The 21442-nt window shown below is 71.5% G+C and carries 17 protein-coding genes; 8 read left to right on the forward strand and 9 right to left on the reverse strand.

From position 1 onward, the window contains the following. Positions 1-960, forward strand: coding sequence for a JmjC domain-containing protein (locus J5X86_RS33335; RefSeq protein ID WP_208520430.1), 960 nt, complete (start codon positions 1-3; stop codon positions 958-960). Beyond that, positions 960-1892 (forward strand): HEXXH motif-containing putative peptide modification protein, encoded by a 933-nt coding sequence (locus J5X86_RS33340; RefSeq protein ID WP_208520431.1) that lies wholly within the window; start codon positions 960-962, stop codon positions 1890-1892. The genes J5X86_RS33335 and J5X86_RS33340 overlap by 1 nt, the downstream gene beginning before the upstream one ends. Positions 1893-2167: 275 nt before the next feature. Here J5X86_RS33340 and J5X86_RS33345 read toward each other — a convergent pair whose 3' ends face one another. The 4 genes from J5X86_RS33345 to J5X86_RS33360 form a co-directional block, all read right to left on the reverse strand. Further along, positions 2168-3241: a CDP-alcohol phosphatidyltransferase family protein gene (locus J5X86_RS33345; RefSeq protein ID WP_208520432.1), complete on the reverse strand. Its 1074-nt coding sequence runs from the start codon at positions 3239-3241 to the stop codon at positions 2168-2170. Between the two features lie 183 nt (positions 3242-3424). Beyond that, positions 3425-4729, reverse strand: coding sequence for an ABC transporter substrate-binding protein (locus J5X86_RS33350; RefSeq protein ID WP_208520433.1), 1305 nt, complete (start codon positions 4727-4729; stop codon positions 3425-3427). After that, positions 4729-5622 carry a carbohydrate ABC transporter permease gene (locus J5X86_RS33355; protein WP_208520434.1) on the reverse strand — a complete coding sequence of 298 codons (894 nt, stop codon included), beginning with the start codon at positions 5620-5622 and terminating at the stop codon, positions 4729-4731. The genes J5X86_RS33350 and J5X86_RS33355 overlap by 1 nt, the downstream gene beginning before the upstream one ends. Beyond that, the gene (locus J5X86_RS33360; RefSeq protein WP_107439161.1) at positions 5619-6563 is read right to left on the reverse strand and encodes a carbohydrate ABC transporter permease; all 945 of its coding nucleotides are present in this window, start codon (positions 6561-6563) and stop codon (positions 5619-5621) included. The genes J5X86_RS33355 and J5X86_RS33360 overlap by 4 nt, the downstream gene beginning before the upstream one ends. A 197-nt stretch (positions 6564-6760) precedes the next feature. Between J5X86_RS33360 and J5X86_RS33365 the strand changes: the two genes are divergently transcribed. Beyond that, positions 6761-7660 carry a phosphotransferase enzyme family protein gene (locus J5X86_RS33365; RefSeq protein ID WP_208520548.1) on the forward strand — a complete coding sequence of 300 codons (900 nt, stop codon included), beginning with the start codon at positions 6761-6763 and terminating at the stop codon, positions 7658-7660. A 414-nt stretch (positions 7661-8074) separates the two neighbouring features. Here the strand turns inward: J5X86_RS33365 and J5X86_RS33370 are convergent, their stop codons facing one another. Together J5X86_RS33370 and J5X86_RS33375 are read right to left on the reverse strand one after the other, a co-directional pair. Further along, a complete protein-coding gene (locus J5X86_RS33370; protein WP_308124795.1) occupies positions 8075-8677 on the reverse strand; it encodes a TIGR03086 family metal-binding protein in 603 nt (200 codons plus the stop codon). 136 nt (positions 8678-8813) lie between these two features. Beyond that, on the reverse strand, positions 8814-9536 hold the full coding sequence (locus tag J5X86_RS33375; RefSeq protein ID WP_208520435.1) for a 3'-5' exonuclease: 723 nt from the start codon (positions 9534-9536) through the stop codon (positions 8814-8816). A 217-nt stretch (positions 9537-9753) separates the two neighbouring features. Here J5X86_RS33375 and J5X86_RS33380 point away from each other — a divergent pair, with 217 nt between their 5' ends. Beyond that, positions 9754-10461 (forward strand): FadR/GntR family transcriptional regulator, encoded by a 708-nt coding sequence (locus J5X86_RS33380; protein WP_208520436.1) that lies wholly within the window; start codon positions 9754-9756, stop codon positions 10459-10461. Beyond that, entirely contained in the window at positions 10458-11297 is an 840-nt protein-coding gene (locus J5X86_RS33385) for an ABC transporter ATP-binding protein (RefSeq protein ID WP_208520437.1), read from the forward strand. Before J5X86_RS33380 ends, J5X86_RS33385 begins: the two co-directional genes overlap by 4 nt. 2 nt (positions 11298-11299) lie before the next feature. Here the strand turns inward: J5X86_RS33385 and J5X86_RS33390 are convergent, their stop codons facing one another. From J5X86_RS33390 to J5X86_RS33400, 3 genes are all read right to left on the reverse strand, one after another. Beyond that, positions 11300-12547, reverse strand: a complete 1248-nt coding sequence (locus tag J5X86_RS33390; RefSeq protein ID WP_208520438.1) for an SAV2148 family HEPN domain-containing protein — start codon at positions 12545-12547, stop codon at positions 11300-11302. A gap of 89 nt (positions 12548-12636) precedes the next feature. Continuing rightward, positions 12637-13965, reverse strand: a complete 1329-nt coding sequence (locus J5X86_RS33395; RefSeq protein WP_208520439.1) for a copper amine oxidase — start codon at positions 13963-13965, stop codon at positions 12637-12639. A 212-nt stretch (positions 13966-14177) separates the two neighbouring features. Next, positions 14178-14972, reverse strand: coding sequence for a Tat pathway signal sequence domain protein (locus J5X86_RS33400; RefSeq protein ID WP_208520440.1), 795 nt, complete (start codon positions 14970-14972; stop codon positions 14178-14180). Positions 14973-15213: 241 nt separating this feature from the next. On the opposite strand from J5X86_RS33400, the gene glgX reads away from it, so the two are divergent. The 3 genes from glgX to J5X86_RS33415 all read left to right on the forward strand — a co-directional run bounded on the left by glgX (position 15214) and on the right by J5X86_RS33415 (position 21354). Further along, entirely contained in the window at positions 15214-17358 is a 2145-nt protein-coding gene (gene glgX, locus J5X86_RS33405) for a glycogen debranching protein GlgX (RefSeq protein WP_208520441.1), read from the forward strand. Between the two features lie 87 nt (positions 17359-17445). Next, on the forward strand, positions 17446-20019 hold the full coding sequence (treY, locus tag J5X86_RS33410; protein WP_208520442.1) for a malto-oligosyltrehalose synthase: 2574 nt from the start codon (positions 17446-17448) through the stop codon (positions 20017-20019). 225 nt (positions 20020-20244) lie between these two features. Continuing rightward, a complete protein-coding gene (locus tag J5X86_RS33415; RefSeq protein WP_208520443.1) occupies positions 20245-21354 on the forward strand; it encodes a lytic polysaccharide monooxygenase in 1110 nt (369 codons plus the stop codon). Positions 21355-21442: the final 88 nt, after the last annotated feature.

Genomic DNA, 21442 nt, shown 5'->3' on the forward strand with positions numbered 1-21442 from the left:
ATGGCAGTGGAGATGCTCCTCGACGACCCGTCGAAGCTGGTGTCCATACGGGACACCCAGCCGTACGTCAGCCGAGCCATGGGCGAGTTGGGCCATGTGTTCTCGACAGACCTCGCACAGCAGCTCCTCTTCGAGCGAGGGCTGCGCACCCCCTACATCAGGCTGTGGCGTCATGGCCAGGACATCGGGGTCCGGAATGCCGCCAGGTCAGGGGAGGACGGGGACGACGAGCGCCGGGTGTTGTCCGGGCTCGCGGATCCGGGATACGTCGTGGCGCAGATACAGGAGGGCGCCACCCTCGTCTTCCAGGCCATGTCCACCTATTGCCCCGAGGTGGAAGCCTTCTGCGCGGAGCTCTCCGAGGACATTGGAGTCCCCGTCGCCGCCAACGCCTTCCTGACCCCACCACACTCCAAGGGCGCCGAGGCACACTACGACCTTGCGAGTATCTTCCTACGCCAGCTCGCCGGCTCCAAGACGTGGCGCCTGCACGAGCCGCCGAAGCAGTGGCCGGTCAAGCGCTCGAAGCCGGGCGTCGCCCCGCAGACCCCGCTGTGTCTCGAAGTAACCCTCAACGCCGGTGATTGCCTCTACCTGCCGCGTGGCTATTACCACGAGGGGACCACGGGAGCCGAGGGTTCCGTCCACATCGCCTTCTCCGACGGGGTGGAGGACACCTGGACCCAGATCCTGCATGACGTCCTGGACCTCACCGCCGAACGGAGCGTCGCCCTGCGTGGCCGGCTGCCCAGCAAGTCCGAGGCGCTGAGCGGCCAGTCGAAGGAGATTTGGAGGGAGGTCCGGGAAGACGTCTTCCGCACATTGGAGAGTCTGGGCGACGAGCTGATCTCCGCTTTGGTGGTGCGGCGTCTCCAGGCCCGCGAACAGCAGCTCAAGAAGGCGGAGACAGCCTCGCTCGGCAAGATCCTGGCAGTGGAGCCCCGGTCGGGTGACGCCTGATGGGTGCCGGGCAGGATGAGGCGGTCCGGGTCGGCATCACGCCGGCCGGCACCTTGAGCCTGGTCCGTGGCCACTACCGGGAAGTCCTCCGGCGCTTGGAGTCGACCTTCCCGGCCGGGCCCGAACCGGCCTGTCTGCACCCAGCCCTGGTCTGGGCGGCGACCCGCACGCCCCCCGGCAGCGGTGCGGATCCCGCCTACCTCGCAGAGCTGGGCCGCGCTCTGGCGAGCGCCGGCCTGATGCCTCCGCTCGAACACCTCACACCCGACGGTTCGTCCTCGTTCCCCGACTGGTGCCGATGGGGTACGGACCAACTGCTCGCCGACATACGGAGGACCAGAGGAACGGACGACGCCGACTTCGGCGCCCCGGACCTGACGGAGGGGATCGCGCACCTGGAAGCCGCCCGCGAGAGCTTGCGGCGGGTCTGGCCGGAAGCCGCCCTGGAAACGGACCTGCTGATCCGCGTCATCGTGTACGTCCAGGGCGGCGCCTTCCGGTCGGCCACGCTCCGCCAGACTTTCGGAGCCATTTACCTCGGCACCTCCAGCGTCGAGAGCACCCCGGCCGCCTTCGAAGCACTCCTGCACGAGACCGGCCACCATGCCCTGTACCTGCGGAACTTCTTCGCCACGTTCGTAACCAACGGCGACGTCGTCATCAGCCACCCGCTGCGTCCCGATCCGCGACCGGTCGCCGGTGCCGTGCACGCCGCCCACGTCCTGGCCCGCATGGCGTACGGACTCACTCGCTGGGCGGCGGAGCCGACGGCACCGCCCGAAGTCACCGCACGGCGCGACGACGCCCTACGACGCCTCAGGGGCACCATCACGGCCCTGGAGCCGGCCGCCGAGTGGACGGACGAGGGCCGGCGGTACTTCGACGGCCTTCTCCGCTGGGAGAAGGAATTGACCGCCACCCACCTGCCCTGACCATCGGACGGAGCGTTCGGTGTCGGGCGATCCACAGAGGTCCGCACGGCACCTGGGTGTCCGCGCGGCACCTGGGTGTCCGCGCGGCGCCTCTTCGGCCCAGGGTGGCCCGAGAAGGCCCGACGCGTCGTGGCCTCTCTCCCTCTACACCCCGCTCTGAGGTACCCCGGTGACACGAGCCTGGACGAGAGCTTGACCGCGCCGCTCCGGGCGGCCGGGCTGGGGCGGGAGGTGGTGGTGGCGTATGTGACGCCGGAGCAGTGGCTGATCCTCGCTCAGGAGTTGACCGAGGTGGTGACCGGAACGCGATCGGGTGTCTCGAAGGAGTTGATGGTGCGGGTGAAGTCCCGGGTGGACAGCAGCAATTTGTAGATGATGGCCAGCTCGAAGACGAGCAGTAGCGCACCAGATACGACGGTCGTCGCCACCACCGCGTCGATGGCCGGGCCGATGATGAACACGCCCATCTGGAACTCGATGCCGCTGATGAGATGAGCGCGGATGCGGTGGCGCAGCAGGAAGTTCCGGCACCGGACCCACCACGGGAAGCGGCGCCGGAACTCCTGGTGCAGATCGACGACGGCGGGGCGGCGGCGCTGGGCCGCCGCGGCCTCCAGGGGAGCCGTATCAGCCACCGTGGCCTCCAGGGGTGCCGTGTCAGCCACCGCGGCCTCCAGGGGAGCCGTGTCAGCCGCCATGGCCTCCAGCGGCGCCACCGGCTCCAACGGAGCCACCGTGTCGCGGTCCGTCTCCAGATCGGCCTCGGGGTTCTCCCGCAGCAGGTCCTCCATGAAGGCCAGCTCGGCCTGGTTCTCGGCCTTGCGGGCCGCCCGCATCCGGGCCTTGATCTGCTTGCGCATCCCATGCCGGATCTTGAAGATCTCCAGCGAGTCGATGTAGCGCAGCGAGTCCAGGGACGCGACGGCCAGCGCCAGCCACAGATACAGGACCTCGTCCGTGCGCGCGTACTGGCCGCCCATCAGGGCGACCGAGCAGACCAGCACCCGGATCCGGTCGAAGACGAAGTCCAGCCAGGCCCCGAAGACCGAGCCGGTGCCGGTCAGCCGGGCCAGCTTGCCGTCCATGCAGTCGAAGATGAAGCTCACGTGGTAGAGCACGGCCCCGAGCAGCAGCCATCTCCAGTCGCCCTGAGCGAAGCACGCGGCGGAGCCGAGGCCCACCAGGAACGCACCCCAGGTGAGCTGGTTGGGGGTGGCTCGGGTGTGCCTGGCGGTCCAGCGGACCAGCGGTGTGGCCACCGGGTCCACGAGCATGACGGTCCACCACGCGTCTCGCTTCTTCTCGGTGATCCGGCGGACCTCGGCGAGCGGCGGTATGTCTCGGGGCATGAGCAATCTTCCTGGCGTTTGAAAAGAGTTCACTCGAAAGTAAGAAGTCGTCAAGAGAAGAGACAAGGCCGGGCGAGGGCAACCTTTGCCGGGGGTTAGCGGTCTGCTGGGGAGACCGGGTCCATGGCACGGCCAGGTGCGCCGGACGGCGAGGCCGTCACGGTGGCCGACGTGTGGTGATTCCTACCGCTGGTAGCGGGCGAGCACCAGATTGCCGTCCTCGACCAGCCGCTTCCGTAGCTCCCCCATCCCGATCGCCCCGCTGTAGTACTCCTGCAGCGCCGGGGTGGCCACCTTGTCCTTCCACTCCGGATAGCCGCGCACGGACTGGGCGGGCGCCGGGCGCAGCCGTCCGGCCAGGGCGGCGCCGGTGGCCCAGCCGTGCCGGCGGGTGTGCAGGGCGGGGTCGCGCAGCGCGGTCAGGCCCGTGGGGAGCATCCAGTCGCCGCGGGCGAGCCGCACCATATGCGGTGGGCGCAGGAAGAAGTCGATGAAGCGGGCCGCCTCCCGCTGGTACGGGCTGTCGGCGGCGATGGACAGCGTCTGCGGGCTGACCCCCTGCCGCTGGTCGCCGCCGGGTCCGGCCGGGGACGGCAGTACGGTCCAGGCGAAGCCCTTGGGCGCCTGCTGCACGATCTGCTGGCGGTAGGAGAAGCCGAGGGGCACCATCGCGTACTTCCCGCCGAAGAAGCCGGGGAGGGTGTCGGAGCCGCCCATGCCGAGGGTGGTCCGCGCGGCGCTGCGGTCGCCGCCCAACTGGTCGTGGATGACGCGGGGCACCCGCTGGTCGGCGGCGTCGAACCGGACGGTGACCTTGCCGTCCGCGCCCCGGTGGAAGACCTTGCCGCCGGTGGACAGGGAGAGGTTGAGGGTCGCGGAGACGGGCTCCTTGAGCGGCCAGGCCACGCCGTACGTCCCGTCGCGGGTCAGCTCCTTGGCGGCGTCCTCGAACTCCGCCCAGCTCCAGGGCCGTTCGGGGGTGGGGATCCGCACCCGGGACCGCTCCAGCAGGGCGCGGTTGGCGATGAGCACGCGCGGCTCCTGGAGGAACGGCACACCGTGGATGCCACCGCCGAAGGTGGCGGTCTGCCAGGTCTGGGGCGGGATCTCGTCCTTGAGCCGCCGGGGCAGCAGGTCGGTGAGATCGGCGAGATAGCCGCCGTAGGCGAAGTCGGCGAGGTCGTCGGTGGCGTCGTGGATGATGTCGGGCGCCTCACCGCCCTCGAAGGAGGTGAGCAGTTGGTCGTGGACGCTGTCCCAGCTCCCCTGGACGTAGTCGACCCGGATGTCGGGATGGGCCGCGTTCCATTCGGCCACGAGCTGCTTGTTGGCCTCGATGGATTCCTGCTGCCAGGCCAGGGACTGGAAGCGGAGAGTGATCCGGCCGTCGGCCGCCCGCCGCCGTCCGGGCGCGCAGGCGGAGAGCAGGGTCCCGGCGGCGGACAGCGTCCCGGCGGCGGACGCGGCCAGCAGCGTTCGGCGGCGCATCAGTGCTTCACCGCCCCGGCCAGGGTGCCGCTGGTGATCCGGCGCTGGATGACCGCGAACAGCACGATCGAGGGCAGCGTCGCCAGCAGTGAGGCGGCGGCGAGCGGGCCGAGGTCGGCGACGCCCTCGGTGCCGATGAAGTGCGTGAGGATGACCGGCATCGTCTGTTTCTGCGGGGACTTGAGCAGGACGAGCGCGAAGAAGAACTCGTTCCAGGCGGTGATGAAGGCGAAGAGGGCGGTGGCCACGATGCCGGGGGCCAGCAGCGGCATGGTCACGGAGATCAGCGTCCGCAGTCTGCTCGCGCCGTCCACGGCCGCGGCCTCCTCCAGCTCGCGCGGTACGGCCCGGGCGTACCCGGCCAGCATCCACAGGGCGAACGGCAGGGACCACACCACGTACACCATGATCAGCCCGGAGAGGGAGTCGATCAGGCGGACCTCCTTGAGCACCAGGAACAGCGGGATGATCACCAGGACGAAGGGGAACGCCTGGCTGACCACGATCCAGCCGGTGGCCGCCCGGGACAGCGGGGAGCGGTGGTGCCGGGCCATCACATAGGCCATCGGGGTGGCGATGACGACGGTGATGGCCGCGGCGGCGAGGGAGGCGATCAGGCTGTTCCCGGCGGACCGCAGCAGCGGCTGCTCGTCGAACGCCTGGCGGAAGTTGTCGAGGGTGGGATGGTCGGGGATCCAGCCGGGGTGGAGGCTCGCCAGCTCGCGCGGCGGTTTGAACGCGGTGGAGACCAGCCACAGCAGCGGAAAGGCGAGGAAGACCAGATAGCCGAGGAGGGCGAGGTACTGGCCGGTGCGGGCCACGCGACGCCGGGCGGTGGGGCCGCGACGCACGGCGCTGGGGCGGGGACTCCTGGCGGTAGGGCGAGTGCTCATGCGTCGTCGTCTCCCTTCAGCCGGGCCACGAGATGGACGGCCAGCAGGATGGAGACCACCGCCACCAGCACACAGCCCATCGCCGCCGCATAGCCGAACTGGCCGTAGCGGAACGCCTCTTCATAGGCGAAGAGCATCGGCAGCCGGGTGCGGCCGCCGGGCCCGCCGCCCGTCAGGACGTAGACCAGCGCGAAGGAGTTGACGTTCCAGATGAAGCTGAGGGCGCTGATGGCGAGGGCGATGGGCCTGATGGCGGGCCAGGTGACGGTGCGGAAGCGGCGCCAGGCACCGGCGCCGTCCATGGCCGCGGCCTCGTGCAGTTCGCGCGGCACATTGGAGAGCCCGGCCAGCAGGGTGACCGTGACCTGCGGAAGACGTGCCCAGATACCGACCACGACCACGGCGGGCAGGGCGGTGGACAGGCTGCCGAGCCAGTCGCGGTGGGTGCCGAGCGTCTCGTTGAGCAGCCCCGCGTCGGGGTGGTAGACCAGCCGCCACATGATGCCGACCACGACCTCCGGCATCGCCCAGGGAACGATCGCGAGCGCCCGCGACAGCCAGCGGAATCGCAGGTTCTGGTTGAGCAGCAGCGCGAGTCCGAGCGCGAGCAGGAACTGCGGTACGGAAACGGCGACCGCCCACACCAGGCCGATCCGGAAGGACTCCCAGAAGAGGGTGTCGCGCAGCAGGTCCTGGAAGTTGAGCAGCCCGATCCACTGGGTGGGGTCGGTGCGGCCCGCCTGGGAGTCGGTGAAGGCGAGCACGATGCCGTAGAGCAGTGGACCGACGCTGAGCAGGAGGATCGGGATCAGCGCGGGCAGCACCAGGAACCACGCCCGGTGGCCGCTCGCCGCGCGGCCCGGGCCCTTGCCGGGGGCGGCCGACGGGGGTGGGGCGGAGCCCTGGTCCGAGCGCGCCGAGGCGGCGGTCACGGGTATCACGGCAGGGCCTCCTTCGGACGCGGTGGGAGGGCGGTCCGGTGGGAGAGCCCACGTCATCGTGCGGAGGGCGGGCGGTGCAGTCAAGCGGTTCATCTGCGGCAGCCGATGCGAGACTTGGGCGGGGGGCTGGGGGACGACCGAGATGTGGGCCGGCGGGACGACGAGGAGTGAGGGGTGTGGCGGTGGCGGATGTCGCCTTGACGGAGGAGCGGGCACGGGCGGTGCTCTCGGCCGCGCTGCCGCCCTACCGGGCCGGTAAGGCGGAGGCCCGGCTGCTCGCCCTCGGTGAGAACGCCGTCTTCGCCGTCGACAGCCTCTCCCTGGTGGTCCGGATCAGCCGCGATCTGGAGGTGTGGGACCGGGCCGCCCGGGAGCTGAGGATCGCCGACTGGCTCGCCCGGGAGGGGCTGCCCGCGGTACGTCCCGACCGGCGCTTCGGCTTCGAGCAGCCGCTTCCGTTCGCCAACCATCTCGTCACGTACTGGCAGCGGCTTCCCGATCCCGTACGCCCCGCCGGGCCCCGCGACCTCGCGGAGCTGCTGCGGATGGTGCACGCGCTGCCCGACCCGCCCGCCGATCCGGCACCGCTCCCGCTGCCGCGCCGCGATCTGCTGGGCGGGATCGAGCGCTGGCTGCGGCTGGCCGGGAACGCGATCGATCCGGCGGACGCGGCGTATCTGCGCGCCCGCCGGGACGACTTCGCGACCGCCGTCGAGGAGCTGACCCCACGGCTCACCCCCGGCCCGATCCACGGCGACGCGCTGCCTCGCAATGTGCACATCGGCCCGGACGGCCCGGTGCTGGTGGACCTGGAGACCTTCTCGCACGATCTGCGCGAGCACGATCTGGTGGTGATGGCGCTGTCCCGGGACCGCTATGGGCTCGGCGCGGCGGCGTACGACGCGTTCGTGGCGGAGTACGGCTGGGACGTCCGGGAGTGGCCCGGCTGCGCGGTGCTGCGCGGCGCCCGGGAGACGGCCAGCTGCGCCTGGGTCGCCCAGCACGCCCCGGGCAACCCGGCGGCGCGCGCCGAATTCACCCGCCGCATCGCCTCCCTGCGGGAGGACGACCCGACGGTGCGCTGGCACACGTTCTGAACGAACGGCTCCGGTTCAGCGGCCACCCTGCGCCGCACCACGCACCACGCACCACGCGGCACGCCTACTGACCCGCCGTGCGGCCCGCGCCTACGGGTGTCCGGCGGACCTTTCCCCTCCCCGCCCTTCCCGTTACCAGGGGCTCCGTGATCTGGACCCCGGGATCTGGGGCACAGCCCCGGTGCGGGGTCTGGGGCGCAGCCCCGGTGCGGGATCTGGGGCCCAGCCCCGGTGCGGGATCTGGGGCCCAGCCCCAGTTTCGGGAAGGGGCGGGGAGGGGAGCAGCCCGCCGCAGACGGCACGACCCACCGGCCCCCCGGCCGGGACGAACGGGTTGGGCCCGGGGCCGCCAACCGGGCCCCGGCCGCCCGCACACGGACAGGCGGCCCGACGGACTCGCCGTGCGGCGTTTCCTCAGGCCCTCCACCCCGGGTCGCGGCCGCTCAAGGCAATCGCGCGGTCCAGCGGCGGGGCGTCGTCCGGGACGGAGACCATGGGGCCGAACGCGCCGTCCGGGCGCTGCTCGTCCGGGAACGCCGACAGCCACCCGATGATGGCCTCGGCGCTGCGGGCATCGCAGTCGTAGGGCTGGCCGGTGGCGCGGGCGAGATCCCAGCCGTGGATCAGCAGCTCGTCCAGCGCCACGACGCCCATCATCTGGGCGGGCATGGTGACGCCCCCGGCCTCCGTGGTGCCCTGCCAGGCGGACGGCTCGCGCCAGGCCGCCGCCAGCGCGTCGAGCCGACGCGGCAGCTCCTGCCGCCACTCGGGGTCAAGGCGGTCCGCCGCCCCCTCCCCGGGGGCGGGGTCGTCCGGGCCCGCCGTGGCCGTGGTCTTCTCGGCGGCGTGGCGCATGCCGATGGCGAACCCCATGAAGTGGTCGAGCAGATCTCCCACGGAGTAGGTGCCACACGGTGTGGGTGCGCTGAGCTCCTCGTCCGAGACGCCACTGAACAGCGCCGTCACCCGGTGGACGGTGGGTGCGAAGTCGATCATGGTGGTCTGGTCGTCGGTCACGGTCGGTTTCTCCTCATCGAGTCCGTGGTGCCCCTCAGCGCCCCTCAGTGCCCCTCACCCATTCCGACCGGCCGGGGGCCGGAAACTCATCGGTGCGGCGTGCTCCGCTCTCCGCTTGGCGGGCGCCGCCACCCCGCTACCCCATCACCGCGCCAACCTCCCGCAGGGGCCAGCCGCCGTCCACGACCGCGTCCGGGGTGCCCTTGCGGCGCAGCCACGACTGGAAGTCGGCCGCCCAGCCCGCGTACCACCCCACCTGCTTGCGGTGGAGGTCCCACAGCTCGAGCCCGGCGACCTCGCGGTGGCGCTCGGCGAGCGCGCAGGCGACCCGCACCGCCGCCAGCGCGTCCGCACCGGCGTCATGGGCTCGGTCGTGCACCACCCCGTACTCCCCGCAGACGGCCTCCAGCGTGCGCTTGCCCTTGCGATAGCGGTCGACGGCGCGGTCTATCGTGTACGGATCCACCACGGGCCCGGTCTCCGCGCCCTCCAGCCGCTCGCTCAGCGGGCGCAGCCCGTGCCGCCCCAACTCGGCGGCGAGCAGACTGAGATCGAACGCCGCGTTGTACGCCACCACCGGGGCGCCGGCGTGCCAGTGGGCCACCAGCACCTCGGCGACCTCCTCGACCACCTCACGCGCGGACCGGCCCTCCGCCGCCGCCCGCTCATTGGTGATCCCGTGCACCGCCACGGCGCCGTCGGGGATGGGCACTTGGGGATCGGCCAGCCACTCGCGCCGCCCTATCGGCTCCCCGTCCCTCACCTCGACCACGGCCGCCGTCACGATCCGTGACGTCCGCGGATCGGTGCCCGTCGTCTCCAGATCGAATCCGATCAGCAGCCCCCGATGCCAGCCCATGACGGCCCCTCCCTTTGTCGTACTTCCCCCAGGTGTGCACCACCTTCCCACGCACCACTGACAACGACCGGTGAGCCACCCGAGCTACCGGACGTCCGGGGCCTCCAGGGCTCCCAGGGCGTCCGGCCGGGGCGGCCACGGCAAGTCCTCAGACGTCTGAGGACTCTGTGTTAGAGTCCCGCCGTCCTCGGAAGATCGTTCAGGAAGGCGCGGCGCGGTGGCGGAGACGGCACGGTTGCGGCACGGGCCCGTGGTGCCGCGGGTCGAGAGCGCCCTGCGCGCGATGCTCGCGGAGGGCCGCTGGCGGCCCGGTGAGCGGCTGCCCAACGAGGTGGCGCTCGCCGCCGAACTGGGCGTGGGCCGCTCCTCGGTGCGGGAGGCCGTGCGGCTGCTGGCCCATGACGGGCTGGTGGAGGTGCGCCATGGCTCGGGCACCTACGCCGCCGAGCCCCCGGCTCCCGCCGGGGAAGGCGATATGCGGCGGCTGCTGCGCCGGGCCCGGCTGCGGGAGGTGTACGAGGTGCGCCGCGCCCTCGAGGTCGAGGCCGCCCGGCTGGCCGCCGGGCGCCTGCGCCCCGAGGACATCGGGCGGCTGCGGGACCATCTCGCGCTGCGCGAGGAGCGGACCGGAGGCGATCCGGCCGCCTTCGTGGACGCCGATCTGGCCTTCCACCGGGCCGTGGTGGAGCTGTCCGGGAACGCCGTGCTGCTCGGCCTGTTCACCTCCGTCCTGCCGGTGCTGCGTACGGCGCTGGTGGAGATGGTCAGCTACGAGACGGCACTGCCCGATGTGTCGTGCGCCCACGCCGAGCTGCTGGACGGGCTGGCACGCGGGGACGCCGACGCCGCGATCGCGGCCACGGTCTCCCATCTCGAGGCCGTCATGGAACTCTTCGACAGCGAAAAGGAGGTGGCGGCCCCGTGACCGCCCCGGCCGTCCCCGTACTCAGGCTCAGCGATGTGGATGTGGTGCGCGACGGCACCCCGCTGCTGCGCTCGATCTCGCTCACCGTCCACCAGGGCGAGCACTGGGCGCTGCTCGGCTCCAACGGCGCGGGCAAGTCCACCCTGCTGAGCCTCGCGGGCGCGCTGGTGCACCCGACGCACGGCACGGTGGAGGTCCTCGGCCGCACGCTGGGGCGGGTGGATCTGCGGGAGCTGCGGTCGTTCGTTGGCCATGTCGATCCCCGGCATCCGCTGCGCTCCCCGCTGCGGGTGCGGGACGTGGTGCTCACCGGGCTGACCAACACCGTGGAGCCGGTCCCCCGCCGCCACCCCACCCCAGAGCAGCGGGACCGGGCCGACCGGCTGCTGACCACCCTCGGCATGGGCGGGAAGCTGGACGCGCGCTGGCCGACCCTGTCGCAGGGCCAGCGCGGCCGAGTGCTGATCGCCCGGGCGCTGATGCCCCTCCCCCGGCTGCTGCTGCTCGACGAACCGGCCACCGGTCTGGACCTGGCCGCCCGTGAGCAGTTGCTGGAGAGCCTGGACACCCTGCGCCGGGAACACCCCGAACTGGCCACCGTCCTGGTGACCCACCACCTGGAGGAGCTGCCCGCCAGCACCACCCACGCGATGCTGCTGCGGGAGGGCGAGTGCCTGAGCGCGGGGGAGGTCGACGCGGTCCTGACCACCGACGCCATCAGCAAGTGCTTCGACCACCCGGTGCACATCAGCCGCACCGACGGCCGCTGGGCCGCCCGGGCGCTGCGGCCGCCGTACCAGAGCACCGACCGGCCGGTTCAGGTCACCGGGCCGTAGGGTCAGGACACCGGCCGGGAGTCCGCCCAGACGCTTTCGAACTCCTCGCGGTAGGTGCCGAAGAGCCCGCCCTCGCCCTCTTGGCCCCCGCCCTCGCGGACGACGTCGCTGCCCCGCCCGCCGCCGCGCAGCACCAGGACCGGGGCCTCCATGCCCCGGGCCTTGCGCAGATACGGCTGGACGACCGCGAGGCCGTCCGCGCCGTCGCCGTTGACCAGGTAGGCGGTGAAGCGGGGGGTCTCGTCGAAGACATGGATCTCGAACGCGTCCGGGTCCCGCAGCCGGGCGCGCACCCGCCGCATATGGAGGATGTTCATCTCCACCGAGCGGCTCATCTCGCCCTTCTTCAGGCCGAGTTCGCGCTCCCGGCGCCGTACCGCGCTGCTCGCCGGGTTGAGGAAGAGCAGCCGGGCCCGGCAGCCGGATTCGGCCAGCCGGACCAGCCGGCGGCCCGAGTAGTTCTGGACCAGGAGGTTGAGCCCGATGCCGACGGCGTCGAGGCGGCGGGCGTTGCCGAAGAGGTCCTCGGCGGGGAGCTGGCGCTGCAGCCGCACCCGGTCGGGATGGACGCCCACCACATCGGCGTAGCGGTCGCCGACGAGGTCCTCGACGGCGTCGATGGGCAGCCGGTCGGCGGAGGGGGAGCCGGTGCCGCTGCCGAGGATCTCCAGCAGCCGGGCGGAGGCGCGCTCGGCCTGGGCGAGGACCGTCACGGACAGGGCGCGGTTGCGGGAGACCACATTGCGGGCGACCTCCAGCTCGTCCAGGGCCAGCTCCACCTCGCGGCGGTCGTCGAGGTACGGCTCGAAGCACGGCCAGTGCTGGACGAGGAGCTCCCGCAGTTGCGGCAGGGTCAGAAAGCTGACGACATTGTCGTCGGCGGGGTCGAGCAGATAGCCCTTGCGCCGGCTCACCTCCCGGACCGCGACCGCCCGCTGCACCCACTCCTGCCCGGCGGGGCCGGCGGCGGCGATGACCCAGTCCTCGCCGTGGACCGGTTCGTAGATGGGCCGCAGTACGGCGTTGACGACCGCGCGCAGCCGCTGTTCCACGAGGTTGAGCCAGATATAGGCCCGCCCGGCCCGGCGTGCGCGTGTGCGCACCTCGCTCCAGGCGTCGGCGCCCCAGTCCAGTTCCGCTCCGATCTCCATCGGCCGCACCAGGGACACTGCGCCGGGAGGTGCGTCGGTGGAGCCGTCACCCCCGGGACCTCCGTCACCGGGGGGCAGCTCCAGCCCGCCCGAGCTCACCTGTGCACCGCCTTCCGCCCCCATCCAACGATCACCGCAGACTACTGCGCTGGAGGGGGCGGTGCGACACTCAGGTCCTGCCTATCGGGTCAACGTTCCTCTTCTGTATGACCGTTGTGTCCGGACAGTGCAGGAGGCGTGAGGGGATTCATAGCGGTGACATCGCGCGGGGAGAGCTGGAAGCCCTGCCAGTGCAGCGGCATGGGCTCCTGATCCTCATCCCGGGCGATGTGATGGAACCCGATGTTGACCCATGCGATCGGGTGTTTGAGGGTCTGACCGTTGACCCACTTGTCGACGCTCTTGCCCGCCCCGGCGCCGCAGTTGCGCAGATTGTTGCTGGCGAACTGCTCACACTTGTTGTACTCGGTGAAGTAGACGTCGTGTTTGGTGAAACTACGACCCTGGTACTTCGTGGTGTGGCCGGGAACGATCTCGTAGCTGCGCGGATGACCGTCCTTGTTCTTGCCCGCCGCGCTGACCACGCGCCACCACCGCGCCGGCGCCGCGTCGCCCGCCAGCTCCTTGGTGACCTTGGTGCGGGTGGTCTTGGTCTTCGGGATCTGCCCCGAGGTCGCGGTGGTCTTCGAGTCGTACTGCTCGACCTTGCTCTTGGGCGAGCCGTCGAGCCCGAAGTTCAGCCGCCAGAAGACGTTGTGGGCATGGCTGGTGGCGTAGTCCTTGGCGCCCTTGCCGATGGGCCAGCCGCGGCCGTCGCCCGCGTCGTAGTCCATCGGGGAGAGCGTGCCGGTGGCGCCGACCTGCATGGTCATGGTGCCGTCACCGGCGAACCGCCACTCGGTGATGTACTCGTACCAGCCGACCTGGTTGACGGTGTAGACCAGCAGGTCCTTGCCCTGCAGTTGGTAGACCTTGTTCTCGCCGCCTCCGAAGCCCCCCGTGCCCATGCGGTAGGCGTGGCCGCGGGCCCGGGTGGTGGCGCACAAGCCCTTCACATTCGGGTGCTCGGGGTCCCAGGCGTCGGGCACCCGCACGGTCTTGATGGTGCCGCCGGGGCATTCGGCCGGGTCGAGCTGCTGCAGCCCCTGGGCGAAGTCCTGCCCGGTGAGGTCGTCGTACTCATTGCTGCCGTCGTCGTACGGCACATGGATCTGGCCCAGCTTGGCCGAGGTCAGCACCTTGATCGGGGCGCTTTCGCCCTTGGGCTGGTACGAGACGTTGTCGAGCACCAGCCCGGCCTTGCTCTCGTAGTGCCAGCACATCCGCCAGGTGGTGCCGCCGTCCAGCTTCTGCTCGATTCTGTACGGGGTGCTGCAATCCGCCGCGGCCGGGCTCTGCGGGGCCGCCTGGGCGGTGCCGACCGGCCCGGCGGCGACCGCCACGGTGCCGAGCAGCGCCGAGGCGCCGATGGCCGCCGCGACCCGGGCACGGGCGCGGCGGAGCCTGCTTTCAGGCATGGGGAGACTCCTGTGATGAAGGTGAGGCGTAGGGGTGCTTGGGTCTTCCGGCTGGGGGCACCTCCCAGCGGTAGCTGGGGGAGAGCCGAAGGGGCGCGTCGCTGTCGAAAGGGAGTCGCGCGCGGGGAGCGAGGAACGAGCGACCGAGCACGGTCGACCGTCGACAGCGACTGAGGCGCCCCGGAGGCGAACCGAGCCACGAAAAAAGGGGCTCAGCTCAGCGTGGCGACCTTGCGGGCGCTCAGGTCGATCACCATCTGCCGGGTGTCGATCCACGGGCCGTTCACCACCCGGGTGAACAGCCGCACGCAGCGGTGCGCGCCGCAGTCCCCGACCGAGGCCGGACCGGGGTTGCCCTCGCCCGCGCGGTAGACGAAGCCGGTGACGGTGAGCTGGTCCGGGCGGGTCAGCGCCTTGCCCGTGGCGTCCTTGAAGTCCTTCTTCAGCCCCTCGCCCAGCTTGTCGGCCATCAGCAGCCGCGCGGCCTCCATCACCTCGTCGCGGTTGGGCGGCGGCTGGACCCCGTGCTGGGTGTCGGTGCTGGTCACCTCGCCACTGCCGAGGTCGACCGTCTTGGTGACGTAGGTGTCGTCCTTGTAGTCGTAGTACGTGACGTCGGCGCGGCGCGGCGCGTCGGCGGCCCCCACCTCGTCGGGGCCGAGCTCCGCGAGGTCGGTGGACAGCCGCTCGGGGCCCTTGGCGCCCTTGACGTCCTCGCTGCTCAGCCGGAAGCCGCCGCCGCCCGTGAGGGTCTGGGCGCGCTTCATCTCATCGTCGGTCAGTGGATCGCGGCCGGTGCCGGTACGGCCCTGCTCGGGCGCGTCCTCCACCACACCGGGGAGCTGCCGGGCCGCCTGGCCCTGCTCCGCCGCCGAGCCCTGGGGTCCCCCACCCGAGCCCTCTTTGCCGGACGCGCTCCCCGGGAGCGTCACCCCGACCAGGACCGCCGTGGCGGTGGCCGCCACGGCCGCGCCGGCCACCACCTTGCCCAGGTGGCGGTGCATCATCTTGCGCACATCCTCCCCCAATCCCCCCTGTCATCACATCGGACCGCATAGCGGGATACGCGTACGCGGAGGTCACCCGGTAGGACGAACCGATATGGCCGTAGGTTGCCTCCCTTTTGAGGAAGTTCTGTTGAAAGAGCGGATGGGTCCGGCCAGTTGGGCAAGGATGCAGGGTCGGTCAGGTTCCGTCCGGTGCCTGGGGTGCTCGCGGCCCCCGGAGAAGAAGTGGAAGAGTCGACGTATGCAGGTCTGGCCGGGGCAGGCTTACCCCCTTGGCGCCACGTACGACGGCGCCGGAACCAACTTCGCGGTGTTCTCCGAGGCCGCCGTCCGCATAGAGCTGTGTCTCCTGCACGACGACGGTTCGGAGACGGCGGTCGAGCTGCGGGAGTCCGACGCGTTCGTGCGCCACGCCTATCTGCCGGGGATCATGCCGGGGCAGCGCTACGGCTTCCGGGCCCACGGCCCGTACGAGCCGGAATCCGGCCACCGCTGCAATTCCGCCAAGCTGCTGCTGGATCCGTACGCCAAGGCGATCAGCGGGCGGATCGGCTGGGGCGAGGAGGTCTACGGCTACCACTTCGGTCGGCCCGACAAGCGCAATGACCTCGACTCCGCCCCGCACACCATGGCGTCCGTCGTGGTCAATCCGTACTTCGACTGGGGCGACGACCGCCCGCCGCGCACCGACTACCACCGCACGGTCATCTACGAGGCGCATGTCAAGGGGCTGACCATGCGCCATCCCCGGCTGCCGGAGGAGCTGCGCGGGACGTACGCGGCGCTCGCCCATCCGGCGATCATCGAACATCTGACGGAGCTGGGCGTCACCACGCTGGAACTGATGCCCGTGCACCAGTTCGTCCACGACCACCGGCTGGCCGACACGGGCCTTGCCAACTACTGGGGCTACAACACCATCGGCTTCTTCGCCCCGCACAACGCCTACGCCTCCTGGGGCGACCGGGGCCAGCAGGTGCTGGAGTTCAAATCGGCCGTCCGGGCGCTGCACCAGGCGGGCATCGAGGTCATCCTGGACGTGGTCTACAACCACACGGCCGAGGGCAACCACCTGGGCCCCACGCTCTCCTTCCGGGGCCTGGACAACGCCTCGTACTACCGGCTGACCGAGGACCGCCGGTACTACATGGACACCACCGGCACCGGGAACTCCCTGCTGATGCGCTCCCCGCACGTACTGCAGCTGATCATGGACTCGCTGCGCTACTGGGTCACCGAGATGCATGTGGACGGCTTCCGCTTCGACCTGGCGGCGACGCTGGCCCGGCAGTTCCACGAGGTGGACCGGCTGTCCTCGTTCTTCGACCTGGTCCAGCAGGATCCGGTGGTGAGCCAGGTGAAGCTGATCGCCGAGCCCTGGGACGTCGGCGAGGGCGGCTATCAGGTCGGCAACTTCCCGCCCCTGTGGACCGAATGGAACGGCAAGTTCCGGGACACCGTGCGGGACCTGTGGCGCGGTGAGCCGAGGACGCTGGCCGAATTCGCCTCCCGGCTGACCGGCTCCTCCGACCTCTACCAGGGCGACGGGCGGCGCCCGCTGGCCTCGGTCAACTTCGTCACCTGCCATGACGGCTTCACCCTGCGCGATCTGGTGAGCTACGACGAGAAGCACAACGAGGCCAACGGCGAGTCCAACCAGGACGGCGAGAGCTACAACCGGTCCTGGAACTGCGGGGTCGAGGGCGAAACCGACGATCCGGCGGTGCGGACGCTGCGCGAGCGCCAGATGCGCAACTTCGTCGCGACCCTGATGCTCTCCCAGGGCGTGCCGATGCTCAGCCACGGCGACGAGTTCGGGCGCACCCAGGGCGGCAACAACAACGCGTACTGCCAGGACAACGAGGTGTCCTGGGTGCGGTGGCCGGATCACGTCAAGGGCCAGGACGGCGAGTGGGAGGACCGCTCGGCGCTGGAGCTGCTGCGCTTCACCCGCTCGCTGGTGTGGCTGCGCCGCGACCATCCGGTCTTCCGGCGCCGCCGCTTCTTCCACGGACGGCCGGTGGAGGGCACCCATGACGAGCTGTCGGACATCGCCTGGTTCACCCACGAGGGCGAGGAGATGATCCCGCGCGACTGGCAGGCGGCACATGCCAAGTCCCTCGCGGTCTTCCTCAACGGCAGCGCGATCTCCGAACCGGGGGTGCGCGGTGAGCGGATCACCGATGACTCGTTTCTGCTGCTGTTCAACGCGCACCATGAGCCGCTGGACTTCGTCGTGCCCATCGATCACGGCAAGCAGTGGCAGGTCATCGTGGACACGGCGGTGCCGGAGGGCGTGGAGCCGGGCAGTGGGAAGAAGGTGGCGGCGGGCGATGTGCTGACCCTGGTGGACCGCAGCCTGATGGTGCTGCAGCGGCCGGCCTAGCTCCGGGCATCGTCAGGGGGCGCGGGTCGCGTCCGTTCGGGTGCGCGGACCTCTCATGGGGCGCGCCGGGTGGGTACGTAGGTTCATATGACGGCTGACCCAGGCACACCCACCGCCACCTATCGCCTCCAGCTCCAGCCCGCCTTCCCGTTCGCGGCGGCGGAGCGAGCGGTGCCATATCTGGCCTCGCTCGGCGTCTCCCATCTGCATCTGTCCCCCGTACTGGAGGCGGTGCCCGGCTCCACCCACGGCTATGACGTGGTGGACCACTCCACCGTCCGGGCCGACCTGGGCGGCGAGGAGGGGCTGCGCGCACTCGCCCGTACGGCGCGGGCGCACGGCCTCGGGCTGATCGTCGACATCGTCCCGAACCATATGGCCGCCCCCGCCCCCGAACGGCTCAACGCCCCGCTGTGGGAGGTGCTGCGGGACGGGCCGGAGTCGGCGTACGCGCGGTGGTTCGACATCGACTGGCAGGCCCAGGGCGGCAAGGTGCTGCTGCCGGTGCTCGGCGGTCCGCTCGGCGAGGAGTGGGAGCGGCTGCGGATCGAGGACGGGGTGCTGCGCTACTACGACCACGCCTTTCCCCTGCGGCCCGGCACCGAGGGGCTGCCGCTGGCCGAGCTGCTGGACGCCCAGTGGTACCGGCTCGGCTGGTGGCGGCTGGCCCGCACCGAGCTCAACTACCGGCGCTTCTTCACCATCTCCGAGCTGATCGCGGTGCGGGTGGAGGATCCGGAGGTCTTCGACGCCACCCATGCCACGCTGCTGGAGCTGATGCGGGACGGGGTCGTGGACGGGCTGCGGATCGACCATCCGGACGGGCTCGCCGATCCGGAGGGCTATCTGCGGCGGCTGGACCGGGCGGTGCGGGCGGCGACGGGAGACGGGGAGCGCGGGGGCGGGAGCGCGCAGCGGGCCGCGTCAGAGGGCGAGGAAGGCCGGGGGGTCACGCCAGAAGGCGGCGGCGGGCGGCGGATCGCGCCAGGGGGCGGCGGGCGTTGGACCGCGTCAGAAGGTGACATCGGCCGGTGGACAGCGCCGGAAGGCGGGGGCGGCCGCTGGACCGTCGTCGAGAAGATCCTCGCCCGGGACGAGCGGCTGCCCACCACCTGGCCGGTCGCCGGGACCACCGGCTATGACGCGCTGCACCACATCGACGGGCTCTTCGTCGACCCGGACGGGCTGGCGAAGCTGACCGCCCTCTACCGCGCCTTCGCCGCTCCCCCGGCCGACCTCGGCGGCGACTGGCCCGCGACGGTCCGCCGGGCCGCCCGTGAGGTGGTCACCCACGAACTCGCCGCCGAGGTGGAGCGGCTGACGCGCACCGCCTCGCGGATCTGCGCGGCCGACCCCCGGCTGCGCGACCACGCGCCCTGGGCGCTGCGCACGGCGATCCGCGAGGTGCTGGTGCGGCTGCCCGTCTACCGTCCGTACGCCTCGGTGGGCGGCCCGCCCGCGACGGACGCCGACGCGGTGATGCTGCGCTCGGCGGCGGCGGAGGCCCGGGAGGCATTCACGGTGGAGCAGGAGGCCCGGGTGGTGCGGGTCGTACGGGACGCGGCGCTGGGCAGGCTCGGGGACGGCCCGGACCAGCGCGACTTCTGCGCCCGCTTCGCCCAGACGGCGGCCGCGCTGCGCGCCAAGTCGGTGGAGGACACCGCCTTCTACCGCTACACCCCGCTGCTGTCGGCCGCCGAGGTGGGCGGCGATCCGGGGCGGCCGGCCGTGACCCCCGAGGAGTTCCACGCCTTCGCCGCCCGGCTGCTGCGGGACTGGCCGGCCACCGGCACGGTGCTGTCCACGCATGACACCAAGCGCAGCGCGGACGCCCGGGCCCGGCTCGCGGCGCTCACCGAATGCCCGGGCTGGTGGGGGCGGATGGCGGCGGAGCTGACCCGCTCGGTCCCCGCTCCCGATCCGCAGCTCGCCTGGACGGCGTGGCAGACCGCGCTCGCGCTGGGCCACGGGGACGCCGGACGGCTGGTGCCCGCCGTACTCAAGGGGGTGCGCGAGGCGGGGCTGCGGACGACCTGGACGGAGCAGAACGCGGCGTACGAGGAGGAGGTGACCGCCTTCCTGGAGGCCGGGCCGTGCGCGGCCGACCCGTCGGTGTGGGCCGCGATCCGGGCCGAACTCGACGGACCGGCGCGGGCCAACGCGCTCGGCGCCGCCCTGCTCCAGCTCACCATGCCGGGCGTCCCGGACCTCTATATGGGCACCGAACACCTCTATACGGCCCTGGTCGACCCGGACAACCGCCGCCCGCCCGCGCTGGGCGGCGAGCCGGAGGCGCGGGGTCTCTCCGCCGAGAAGCTGTTGCTGACCAGGGCCGCGCTGCGGCTGCGACGGGAGCGTCCGGAGTGGTTCGGCCCGGGGAGCGGCTATGCGCCGCTGACCGCCGAGGGGCCTTCGGCGGCGCACTGCGTGGCCTTCGTACGGGCGGGCGCCGACGCCGGGAACGAGGGCGGGGGCGGGGCGGTCACCGTCGTCACCCGGCTGTCGCGGCGGCTGGCGGAGCCGGGCGGCTGGGGCGCCACCCGGCTGCCACTGCCACCGGGCCGCTGGCGGGATCTGCTGAGCGGGCGGACGGCCGAGGGGTCCGAAGCGCTGGATGAGCTGCTGTCCGGGCTTCCGGTGGCGCTGCTGGTCCGGAGCTGACGGGCAGTCCCCGGGCCGCCGCGCCGAGACGCCGCCGCTCCGGGGCGCGGGGGCCGCCGCGCCGGAGCGGGCCGCTGCTCTCCCTGACGGCCTGCCAGAAACCCGCCGCGTTCATGTCCTGAAGCATTTACAGGTGGGCGGGGGCGCGCTACGTTCACCAAGCAATTGGGAGCGCTCCCACACCGACGGTTCCTGACCCGTTCACGTCGAAGGGAAACACGCGCAATGCCTCGACGATTACTGGCTCTCGCCACTTCCGCACGCCCACCGGGCCCCTCCCGTGCGCGCAGGTCCGTACTTCTGGTCCTGCTCTCGGTCCTGCCCGCCCTGGGCCTCGTCTTCTTCTCCTCGGGCGGCGCTTCCGCGCACGGCGCGCCGATGGCGCCGGGCAGCCGCACCTATCTCTGCTGGAAGTACAGCCTGTCCTCGACCGGTGAGGTCAAGCCGACCAACCCGGCATGCAAGGCCGCGTACGACAAGAGCGGTGCGACGCCCTTCTACAACTGGTTCGCGGTGCTGCGCTCGGACGGCGCGGGCCGCACCAAGGGGTTCATCCCGGACGGCAAGCTGTGCAGCGGCGCGGCCACCGTCTATGACTTCTCCGGCTTCGACGTGGGCAGCAAGGACTGGCCGGTGACCCATCTGACGGCCGGCAAGTCGATGCAGTTCTCGTACAACGCCTGGGCCGCGCACCCGGGGTCGTTCCGCAGCTATGTCACCAAGGCCCCGATCGACCCGACCAAGCCGCTCACCTGGAACGACCTGGAGGACCAGCCGTTCAACACGGTGACGGACCCGCCGCTGTCCGGTCAGGTCGGCACGGTCGACGGCAAGTACACCTGGACGGCCAATCTGCCCTCCGGCAAGAGCGGGCGCCACGTCATCTACACCGTGTGGACGCGCTCGGACAGCCAGGAGACCTTCTACAGCTGCTCCGACGTGGTCTTCGACGGCGGCAACGGCGAGGTGACGGTCCCCGGCAGCAGCGGCGGGGGCAGCGACCCCACGGACCCGCCGGGCAACCCGCCGACGGCCTCCTGCTCCGCCGCCCAGAAGGTGACCGGCACCTGGAACGGCGGCTATCAGGCCGAGGTGACGGTCACCAACTCCGGTGCCACGCCCATCTCCTCGTGGATGGTCGACTGGACGGTGCCGTCCGGGCAGCGGATCGACAGCGTCTGGAACGGCAAGCTGTCCGCCACCGGTTCATCGGCATCGGTCACCAACGCCGACTGGAACGGTTCACTGGCCGCCGGGGCGTCGACGACCTTCGGCTATACGGCCGGCGGCGGCTCCCCGGACACGGCGGCCGCGCCGATCTGCATGGTGCACTAGTCTGCCTCTCACACCAGGCCACGCAGGTGCTCCGACCCGCTCATATATCTGTCAGGTGCACCTCATCCCATGCCGGTCTGCCGCCCCC

This window comes from Streptomyces sp. NEAU-YJ-81, from assembly GCF_017592595.1.
Taxonomy (GTDB): Bacteria; Actinomycetota; Actinomycetes; order Streptomycetales; family Streptomycetaceae; genus Streptomyces; species Streptomyces hygroscopicus_B.

What these genes read in the sequence shown, in the direction of transcription:
- J5X86_RS33335 (WP_208520430.1), top strand. Translation starts at nt 1, where the DNA reads ATGGCAGTGGAGATGCTCCTCGACGACCCGTCGAAGCTGGTGTCCATA.
- J5X86_RS33340 (WP_208520431.1), top strand. Translation starts at nt 960, where the DNA reads ATGGGTGCCGGGCAGGATGAGGCGGTCCGGGTCGGCATCACGCCGGCC.
- J5X86_RS33345 (WP_208520432.1), bottom strand. Translation starts at nt 3,241, where the DNA reads ATGCCCCGAGACATACCGCCGCTCGCCGAGGTCCGCCGGATCACCGAG.
- J5X86_RS33350 (WP_208520433.1), bottom strand. Translation starts at nt 4,729, where the DNA reads ATGCGCCGCCGAACGCTGCTGGCCGCGTCCGCCGCCGGGACGCTGTCC.
- J5X86_RS33355 (WP_208520434.1), bottom strand. Translation starts at nt 5,622, where the DNA reads ATGAGCACTCGCCCTACCGCCAGGAGTCCCCGCCCCAGCGCCGTGCGT.
- J5X86_RS33375 (WP_208520435.1), bottom strand. Translation starts at nt 9,536, where the DNA reads ATGGGCTGGCATCGGGGGCTGCTGATCGGATTCGATCTGGAGACGACG.
- J5X86_RS33395 (WP_208520439.1), bottom strand. Translation starts at nt 13,965, where the DNA reads ATGCCTGAAAGCAGGCTCCGCCGCGCCCGTGCCCGGGTCGCGGCGGCC.
- J5X86_RS33400 (WP_208520440.1), bottom strand. Translation starts at nt 14,972, where the DNA reads ATGATGCACCGCCACCTGGGCAAGGTGGTGGCCGGCGCGGCCGTGGCG.
- glgX (WP_208520441.1), top strand. Translation starts at nt 15,214, where the DNA reads ATGCAGGTCTGGCCGGGGCAGGCTTACCCCCTTGGCGCCACGTACGAC.
- treY (WP_208520442.1), top strand. Translation starts at nt 17,446, where the DNA reads ATGACGGCTGACCCAGGCACACCCACCGCCACCTATCGCCTCCAGCTC.
- J5X86_RS33415 (WP_208520443.1), top strand. Translation starts at nt 20,245, where the DNA reads ATGCCTCGACGATTACTGGCTCTCGCCACTTCCGCACGCCCACCGGGC.